General features: G+C 42.0%; 12 protein-coding genes. 11 read left to right on the top strand and 1 reads right to left on the bottom strand.

All coding sequences use genetic code 11. The features are described from left to right. Positions 1-181 precede the first annotated feature (181 nt). The 9 genes from PX484_RS22415 to PX484_RS22455 all read left to right on the top strand — a co-directional run bounded on the left by PX484_RS22415 (position 182) and on the right by PX484_RS22455 (position 6,115). Entirely contained in the window at positions 182-613 is a 432-nt protein-coding gene (locus PX484_RS22415) for a DUF29 domain-containing protein (protein WP_004268461.1), read from the top strand. Between the two features lie 333 nt (positions 614-946). Further along, positions 947-1,570 (top strand): C-phycocyanin alpha-cysteine-84 phycocyanobilin lyase subunit CpcF, encoded by a 624-nt coding sequence (gene cpcF, locus PX484_RS22420; RefSeq protein WP_004268459.1) that lies wholly within the window; start codon positions 947-949, stop codon positions 1,568-1,570. A 62-nt stretch (positions 1,571-1,632) separates the two neighbouring features. After that, a complete protein-coding gene (locus PX484_RS22425; RefSeq protein ID WP_002784574.1) occupies positions 1,633-2,406 on the top strand; it encodes an ABC transporter permease in 774 nt (257 codons plus the stop codon). 206 nt (positions 2,407-2,612) lie between these two features. Further along, positions 2,613-3,506, top strand: coding sequence for an ABC transporter ATP-binding protein (locus PX484_RS22430; protein ID WP_287669998.1), 894 nt, complete (start codon positions 2,613-2,615; stop codon positions 3,504-3,506). A gap of 137 nt (positions 3,507-3,643) precedes the next feature. Beyond that, positions 3,644-4,120: a hypothetical protein gene (locus PX484_RS22435; RefSeq protein WP_004268456.1), complete on the top strand. Its 477-nt coding sequence runs from the start codon at positions 3,644-3,646 to the stop codon at positions 4,118-4,120. A 403-nt stretch (positions 4,121-4,523) separates the two neighbouring features. Beyond that, positions 4,524-4,805 carry a DUF2470 domain-containing protein gene (locus PX484_RS22440; RefSeq protein WP_004268454.1) on the top strand — a complete coding sequence of 94 codons (282 nt, stop codon included), beginning with the start codon at positions 4,524-4,526 and terminating at the stop codon, positions 4,803-4,805. 54 nt (positions 4,806-4,859) lie between these two features. Further along, a complete protein-coding gene (locus PX484_RS22445) occupies positions 4,860-5,072 on the top strand; it encodes a hypothetical protein (RefSeq protein WP_287670002.1) in 213 nt (70 codons plus the stop codon). Beyond that, the gene (locus tag PX484_RS22450; protein WP_287670004.1) at positions 5,069-5,422 is read left to right on the top strand and encodes an NINE protein; all 354 of its coding nucleotides are present in this window, start codon (positions 5,069-5,071) and stop codon (positions 5,420-5,422) included. Before PX484_RS22445 ends, PX484_RS22450 begins: the two co-directional genes overlap by 4 nt. Before the next feature lie 6 nt (positions 5,423-5,428). Then, positions 5,429-6,115: a helix-hairpin-helix domain-containing protein gene (locus PX484_RS22455; protein WP_287764879.1), complete on the top strand. Its 687-nt coding sequence runs from the start codon at positions 5,429-5,431 to the stop codon at positions 6,113-6,115. Positions 6,116-6,490: 375 nt separating this feature from the next. Here the strand turns inward: PX484_RS22455 and PX484_RS22460 are convergent, their stop codons facing one another. Then, entirely contained in the window at positions 6,491-7,267 is a 777-nt protein-coding gene (locus tag PX484_RS22460) for an SDR family NAD(P)-dependent oxidoreductase (RefSeq protein WP_287764882.1), read from the bottom strand. Between the two features lie 148 nt (positions 7,268-7,415). On the opposite strand from PX484_RS22460, the gene isiD reads away from it, so the two are divergent. After that, on the top strand, positions 7,416-7,628 hold the full coding sequence (gene isiD, locus PX484_RS22465) for a protein IsiD (protein WP_002732311.1): 213 nt from the start codon (positions 7,416-7,418) through the stop codon (positions 7,626-7,628). A 164-nt stretch (positions 7,629-7,792) separates the two neighbouring features. Continuing rightward, on the top strand, positions 7,793-8,791 hold the full coding sequence (locus tag PX484_RS22470) for an adenosine kinase (protein WP_287764884.1): 999 nt from the start codon (positions 7,793-7,795) through the stop codon (positions 8,789-8,791). The last annotated feature ends 272 nt before the right edge of the window (positions 8,792-9,063 follow it).

The raw sequence follows: 9,063 nt of genomic DNA on the forward strand, positions 1-9,063 counted from the left end.
AAAACTATCAACAACTCGTGCTTGTAAAGCTTGTATACTAAAGCTTTGAGTTTTTGTTAGATTGATATTTATCAACTTTAGAGCATTGCTGGGCAGAGAGGGAGCTTGAGGAATCTTCTACAGTGTAAGTTCGGAAGAACCGTTTTTATCTAAATTCAAACTCATAAAATCCAGAGGTTTTATGCTAATTCAAACTGATTATGCTGGCTGGCTAAACGAAACAATCACTCTGTTAAAACAAAAAAACTTTGATAAAGTTGACTGGGAAAACTTGATCGAGGAGATAGAAAGTTTGGGCAGAAGTCAAAAACGTGAACTCCGCAACCGGTTAACCACCATCTTAGAACACTGCCTCAAACTTTGCTATACTGATTACGTTGAGGATTATCGAGGTTGGCAAGAAACTATTAGGCGCAGTCAACGGGAACTAGAAGAACTTTTGAGGGATTCTCCTAGTTTAAAACCCTACTGGGATCAAGTATTTTTAGATTGCTATGCCACGGCTTTAAAAAGCTTGCGAGATAACCCAGATTATCAATCCTTTAACTTTCCCGATGATTGTCCTTTTCCCCAAGAAATTAGTCAGATTTTACAGAAAAAAGTTTGGCGATAAAATTATCTTTAAGAGTTTGTTGGTGGGGTTAGGAGATAAGAATCAGTCGTCAGGAGATTATTTTTATGGTTCTTCCGAACTTACACTGTAGAAAATTCCTCAAGCTCCCTCTCTGCCCAGCAATGCTCTAAAGTTGATAAATATCAATTTAACAAAAACTCAAAGCCTTAGTATACAAGCTTTACAAGCACGAATTGTTGATAGTTTTACATGACAGGTTCGGTAGAGCCATTTTTATTTATTCTTCCCACTTCATAATTTATAATTTATAATTCATAATTCATAATTCATAATTCATAATTCCCAACCCCTCATCCCCTCCAATGATAACCAATGCTTCCCACCGTTGAGACTTTAATTATCGCCGTCGAAAAAGCCGACTCAGCCAATGAGTTACTAACCGCCGTGGAAAACTTAGCCGCCGCCAAAAGTGAAGCGGCAATACCCACCCTCACCGATGTGCTGAGATATAACAACCCCGGCGCCTCCGTGGCAGCCGTGGATGGTTTAATCGCCATCGGCAAAGCGGCGGTTCCCTATTTACTAGCCAACCTAGACGGTTATAATTATGGGGCGAGAGCTTGGGCAACCCGCGCCCTAGCAGGAATTGGCGATGTGCGAGGATTGGACTTATTACTTGAGGCGGCGGTGAGTGATTTTTCCTTTAGCGTGCGGCGAGGGGCGGCTAGAGGCTTAGGAAATATAATTTGGTCTGATTTGGAGGAAAGTCGGGTTTCTGAGGCTCAGAATGCTGTTTTTGCGGCACTGGAGAAACTTTCGCAAGGGGATCCAGAGTGGGTGGTTAGATATGCGGCGATTGTCGGATTGGAGGGGTTAGGAACTGCGGCGGCGGCATTTCGCGGGGCGATTCGGGAACTTTTAGGACAGATTCGGGAGACGGAAGCGGAAATAGTGGTAAGATTGCGCGCCGATCAAGCTCTGGAACACTTACAATAAGCCTAAGTCGAAAGTAGAAAAACTTATTTCTCTACAGGGAGAAACAATTACACTAACATTCTATGAAATATTGGCAGGAAATTTTAGCGATCGCTCAACGAATTTTAGTAGAATTAATCCGGCGCGGGCGTAGCTTAATCCTCTGGGGCATTTTCCCGATCCTTGTCCTGCTCTTAAATGGCTATATTATGGCAGAAAAAGGCAAAATTGAGCTTGACGAGGCGATGGCTCTGGCTACTCCTCCCACCCTCGTCGGGGCGGCACTTTTCTTTAGTTGTTTGGGGGGAACCGTGGCGACGGTAGTGGCAGAAAGGGAACAACAAACAATTAAACGGTTATTTTTATCGCCTTTAAGCGGTGTTTCCTATTTTATCGGCATTTTTCTCGCCCATTGTGCGATTGCCGCCTGTCAGACAGTTTTAGTTTATTCTATTGCTAAACAGTATGGAGCCACTTTTAAAGGCTCAATTCCTCTAGAATTATTAATTATTTTTCTTAGTATCACCGCCTATGTGGGTTTAGGATTTATCCTCGGCACTCAACTGGCGAAAAGAACAGAAGATGTTAATGCTTTGGTGGGAACTTTTGGGGTTCCTTTATTAATTTTAGGCGGCGTTTTTCTCCCCACTGCTTTATTCCCCGACAATATTCTGTCTCTGGCTAAATATAACCCGATCTACCACATGAATGAAGCTTTAATTGCTGTTTGGGCAAAGGGCAAAAATCTACAAGATATTAGCTCTCATTTTCGCTTTCTTTGTCTTTTTGCTCTAGCTATGGTAGCAGGTGGTTGGCTTACCTATCGACAAATGTTAAACCTTGAACGCCGACTGTAAATCAGTTATCAGTTAGGTAGGGTGGGTTAGGCGGAGACAAATTATCAGACTTAATCATTAATTTATCTATTTGCCGTAACCCACCATCAGTTATTCAGCTTCCTATTTTTCAGTATAATTAGCCAATTTCCCTGTTATTCTTACTATTACCTAGCTGACGGATGATGGCTTAAAAAATCCTGACTATCCTTGTTACTTTATTAAAAATGCTGACTATCAATAATGTCAAAAAGAATTACGGAAGACGCTTAGTATTAGATCAATTAAACTTTCATATTGAAGCGGGGGAAATTTACGGTTTACTCGGTCCCAATGGTGCAGGAAAAACCACCACTATTAACTTAATTTGTAATTTATTAAAACCCTCATCGGGAGAAATTACCTTTAATTATTTGCCAATTTCCAGAGTTACTAAAGAATTAATTGGGGTTGCCCCGCAAGAAAATTTATTGTACAAATCCCTTACTTGTGAGGAAAATCTCAACTTTTTTGCTCAGATTTATGGACTTGATCGCCTCCAGCGTCGTCATCGGATTAAAGCCAGTTTATCGGCAGTAAATTTGCTTGATCGCGCCCGTAGTCCGGTGGAAACTTTAAGCGGTGGAATGCAGCGCCGGATGAATATTGCCGTGGCTATTGTTCATCAGCCAAAATTATTAATTCTCGATGAACCAACTACCGGTTTAGACATCGAATCTCGCTATGAAATTTGGGATTTAATCGGAGAATTACGGCGCCAGGGAATGACAATTTTATTAACTACCCATCTCCTCGATGAAGCACAGCGTCTCTGTCAACGTATCGGGATTTTAAAACAAGGTCGTATTATTGCCGAAGGTAATTTAAATCAGCTGCGTCAGCACATTCCTGCGAAAGAAATTATTATCATGGATACCCGGGATCAAGAAGCGGCAATAAATCGAGGTAAACAGTTAGGATTTACTCCCAAATTTTACGGTAAAGATTTAGCTTTTTGGTTACATGAACATCTAGAATTAAGCGATATTATTCGGGCATTTGACGGCATTAATATTGATTCTATCGCCCGTCAGACGATACAGTTAGAACATATTTATATGGAAATTATGAATCAATTTTAAACCCGTTTTTGAAAATTCAGCTTGATGATCGACATTTTTCAGTAATTGGCCTCAATTAAGCTAAATCGCCGTTTTTTTAGGGTCATGATCATCTATAATTTTTAGATAGGTTCTATTAATTGGAGACAAAATCAATAATGAAATTAACCTCTATCCCTGGCTTATTAAGTCTATCGGCGGTATTATTAAGCTCACATCTACCGGCAGCGGCGCAAAATTGTCGGCCACTTTCTTTATTAGGGGGTGAAGGTAGTGAAGTTACGAAAAGCGTCTCACAACCCACTGTTCCAGGTCCTTTCGGTGTCACGATAACTCGTAATAATTGGAATACCGATTGGGCAGTGCCGGGGGGGAGACGTTTTCAGAGGTTTATCGTTACGGTTTCTGTCCCCCGGGCTGCCTCTTTTGATATCCGGCTGTTTCTCAAGTATAGCGATCAAACTAACGAGGAATTTTTTAATACTAATGGAGTACGAATCGAACCCGATAAACCCTTAACAATTACTGCCACAGTACGCGCAAATGATCAACCTTTTTTAGTTAATCTTTTTGTCAATGGTATTCAGCACATCGGTAATACCTACACCGCTTCTGTTGTCGGTTGTGAACGATAAAATATATAAGGTGTGCTGAAAAAGTTTTTTGGTGGGGGCAGGGTGTGGGGTTTTAAGCTAAGAGGCATTTTAATCGCCTATCCGATTAGCTGAATCTCTCCCAATCCCTTTACTGTTGCCTCTTGTTTCATCTCAACAGGCAATTTAAATTCGCGGGCAGCCCCGGACTTTACTCTCTACCCCGATTGACCTTCAGTGGGACAATTAGATCAACGCACAATTAAGGATTTTTGTCAAGAAAATAATATTAAACTTATTATTGATGTCTGCCATGCCCACGCCCAAATTATCTGGCAATTAGCGATTAATTAGGCTACCCTAACTAATATGCCCCCATTGGCCTCGATTTAGAACTGGCTTTTATCCGTCCCCACCTTATTATCGATTTTTTTCGGAAATATTTATGTCTGAAACTATCACTCCCGCCATTAGCGATCGCATATGTAAACACATGAACAAAGATCACGGTGATGCCGTGCTTTTCTACGCTCAAGTTTACGGCAATATTACCGATGCAGAAACCGCTCAAATGCTCTCCATCGATCCCCAAGGCATGGATTTAGCCGTAGAAAAATTAGGGGAGAGTCAAACAATTAGAATACCTTTTGAGCGCACCCTAGAATCAGCCAAGGATGCCCATAATATTCTGGTTGAGATGCTAAAAGTTAATCAAAGCACCCCTTGACAAAGCCCGATTTTGCTCCTATCACCGAAAAAGACCAACCTAGAGAATTAGCCCATGAATCAGGTTAACAGTACGGGAATAAAAATACCCAAGTCTAGCTGGCGTTTACTGCCTTTTTTAGTCTTGGGTGTGCTAGTTTTTGCCTTTAATTCCTCCCTAGAATTAAATTATCTAGTCAAGGGTTATATTACTCTCTTGGAATTACAGGCAGGCATCGTGGTTTTATACTTTCTTTTGGCTAAATTAGGGAAATCTCAAAAATTATGAGAAATAGAACTATAGCGGCTTTACTAGCCTTTTTTCTTGGTTATCTTGGCATCCATAAATTTTATCTAGGGGAGAATTTAGCAGGTATTCTCTATCTACTTTTCTTCTGGACTTTTATCCCCGGCATCATTGCTTTTTTTGAATTTATTGGTTTAATCATCATGTCAGATCAAGCTTTTGATGCTAAATACAATCCTAACTATCTCGCCAACAGTACAGAGCGAAGACTGCCAGAATCAGGTCAGCAAAAAACTGCTACTTTACTCCAGCTTAAAAAGCTTTACGATCAGGGAATTATTACTGCTGAAGAATACGAAGAAAAACGCAGAAAATATTTAGATTCTCTTTAAAAAAATATGTCTAATCTCTCTCCTCGCCCTCCCGAATCTTCCGAGTGGATCTGGCTATCCTTAGTCCCAGTTTTCGGGGGACTTGCCATTGCTAATGCTGGCAAAAAAACTAATAACCAAAGCTGGTTATCCGTCGGCATTGCTTTGACAATTATCTCCCTTATTTTCCTTACACAAGAGGCTTTTATCGTCATTTGGTTTGCCCAAATCGGCCTGGGTTTATACATCCGTCAACAGCTTAATTCCCATCCAATAGCTTCGGCAAATAGAACCGATTCTAGACAGTCATCCTCTCCTCTCGAAAAAATTGATATTAACAGCTGTTCCACCAACGATCTGGTTTATAAATTAGGGTTGCCGATTGTCTATGCCAATGATATTGTTTCTGTCCGTAATGAAGGACATATTTTTACCCATTTGGAAGAATTACACTTCCTAGCTGGTTTACCGGAAAATTATCTCAAAAAATTGGAACCTTGGATTATCTTTGCCTACGATATTCGCCAAGAAGTTGACGTTTCTTGGCGTTGTTTAAACTACTACTCCGTTGCGGAATTAGTCAATCTCGGTCTTGACTTTTCCCTGGCCGATAAAATTGTCGCCGAAAGAGAAAAAAACGGTGTCTATCGTTCGGCCATCGAAGTGAGAAACCGGACAGGTATTCCCTTAAAATCCTATCAGCAATTGCTCTAATTCGCTTTATTCGGCTCTTCTGGTTTCTGTGTGGAAACGAGGTCTATACTGATAGTTTATTTAACCAAATAGTCCTAAAAGTCTTTCCCAGTAAACATTTCACGATTTCATAAGCAAAAATTATCACACAAAGTCGAGAAGAGCCTTTATTCTAGTTATAGTTTGCTGAATAAATCTAAAAACCTTGTTGGATAAAGTTTTTAGACTTTTTTTCCTTCAAAAAGTGCCGACCATTAGAGTGATCGGGGGTAAAATTCAGGGAAAAAGTCCCTGAATTTTAGGTAACTGACTACCTCAAAATCGGTAAAACCCTACACCCCACACCCCACACCCCACACCCTGCCCCCACCAACAAACTTTTTCAGCAGACCCTAGTTAGAGCTTGAATTGCTTTTCTATCAAAGACACGATCCAACTTCTAGGTAAAAAACGGGGCAGATTGACGATAATTTTATTAGCAAATTTACCGGCTACCACGTTGGGGCGTTTGTTTGCCAAGGCGCTTAAAGCCTCTTGTACCACCACTTCTGCCGAATCTAACCGGCCGTTTTTGCCCATAAAAGCCCTGGGAAATCGGGCCACCTCAAAAAAATTAGATTCCGTCGGACCGGGGCAAAGAGCGAGGATTTCAACGCCTTTGTCTTTATTTTCTGCCCAGAGAGACTCGCTAAAACTGAGGACAAAAGCTTTTGTCGCCGCATAGACGGAAAGATAGGGCAGCGGTTGAAACCCAGCAATGGAAGCAACATTGATAATTGCCCCCCCAGCACCAGCAAGCATGGGACGGAGAAAATAGTGGCTTAATTCCACCAATACCAGATTATTTAACTGGATCATTTCTAACTGTCGGGCTAAATCCTGCTCGCTAAAAGCACCATAACCACCAAAACCAGCATTATTTACCAGTAAATCAACGTTGATTCCTTTTTGGTTCACCGTATCATATACTAGCTTTCCCGCCCCAGCAACGGTCAGATCTTGGACGATAACCGTCACTTTTACCCCGTATTGTTCCTCTAATTCCGCCGCTAATTGTTCTAGTTTATTCCTAGATCTAGCGACTAAAATTAGCTCCATTTGCCGTTGGGCAAGTTGACGGGCAAAGACGACACCGATACCAGTGGAAGCGCCAGTAATGAGGGCTGTTTTCATAAAAGATCAACTAAAAATAGCTCTTTTGCTGGAATCTTACCATAATTACCCTTCCATTTACAGTTCTTAACTTGGCGGGGAAGGCATTTTTTCAACTTAGGATATATGTTAAGCTAGAAATAGAACAAAGGTCGAGGGAGGTGCAGAAATGACAGTTATAAGCTTCACTGATCAAGATATTGCCAAATATACCGCCGCTGATATTGCTTCTTTGGCCGAACGACTAGAAAAAGATGAGTATAGTAACCCCTTCGAGGCTTTGCGGGATTGGCACCTGTTGCGAGCGATCGCTTTTCAAAGGCAGGAATTAGCCGAACCTTATCTTTATCTGTTGGATCTAGAAGCCTACGATGAGGCTTAAGGTTGCTTAGTTAAACAAAACTTAACAAAAATTACTGGGGGTGTGAGACTAGCACACCCATTATTTTTGATTATGGTATTCTCTGGCTGAAAAAAGCCCCTAGCTTTTTGCTCCTTATTTCCCTACTATCAATAACAAAGTATTTTTAGGCGATCGACTAAATTATGGGCAAACAATACAACGTTTATGGGATCGGTAACGCGCTCGTCGATATGGAATTTCAAGTCTCTCCTGAATTACTGCAAGAATTAGGCATCGATAAAGGAGTGATGACGCTGGTGGACGAAAATCGTCAAACCCAGTTGATGGAAAAATTGGCTCTTGATTGTAAACGCAGCGGCGGCGGATCGGCGGCGAATACCCTAGTAGCGATCGCTCAGTTGGGAGGTAAAGGTTTCTATTCCTGTAAAGTGGGCAATGACGAATTAGGTAAGTTTTATCTGCAAGATCTGCGGGCCTGTGGTTTGCATACCAATGAACACGGCGGCGAAAAAGAGGTGGGAATCACGGGAAAATGTCTAGTTTTTGTGACTCCCGATGCTGATCGCACCATGAATACTTTTCTCGGCATCACTGGGGAAATTTCCGAACGGGAATTAGTCCCCTCAGCGATCGCTAATGCCGATTATCTCTATCTCGAAGGTTATCTCGTCACCTCTCCCACTGCCAAAGCTGCCGCTATTAAAGGGCGAGAAATTGCTCAGGCTGCTGGAGTCAAAACCGCTTTATCCCTGTCGGATCCCAATATGGCGATCTTCTTCCGGGAGGGATTACTGGAAATGATCGGAACGGGGTTAGATTTCGTTTTCGCTAATGAGTCGGAAGCTTTGACTATTTCTGGCAGCGAGGAAATCGAGTCAGCGATCGCCTATTTTAAAACCATTGCCAAAGGATTCGCTATCACCCGGGGTGCCAGTGGTTCTTTGATCTATGATGGCGAAAATCTCCTGGAAATTGACCCCCATCCCGTACAGGCGATCGATACCGTCGGTGCAGGGGATATGTATGCAGGTGCGTTTCTCTACGGTATTACCCACGGTATGGGTTACAAAGGAGCAGGAAATCTCGCTTCTCTAGCGGCTGCCCGGGTGGTTTCTACTTTTGGGGCGCGTTTACAAACCGAGGAAATTCAATCCCTGCGCGATTCGATCGTTTTGGGATAGGTTTTGTCAGTGATCAGCTTGTAGTCAGTAGTCAGGTTTTTTCTCCCTGCTCCCTGCTCATAGTCTTAACGAGTAATTTAGATAGGGTTTGCTGAATAAATTTGAAATGTAGGCAAAGTAAGGGTTTTGGGGCTTTTCTCGCGAAACAGGTGCAAGATTTTGAGAGAATCGTCGTTCAAAACCTTGCGTCTTCATCGGCCCGCGTCCTGTAGGGGCGAAGCATTCGGGCAATAACCTATCGGTGAAAACGTAGATTTTCTATCCGAATGCTT

Source organism: Microcystis sp. M49636_WE2, from assembly GCF_030065375.1.
In the GTDB taxonomy this organism is placed as follows: Bacteria; Cyanobacteriota; Cyanobacteriia; order Cyanobacteriales; family Microcystaceae; genus Microcystis; species Microcystis aeruginosa_C.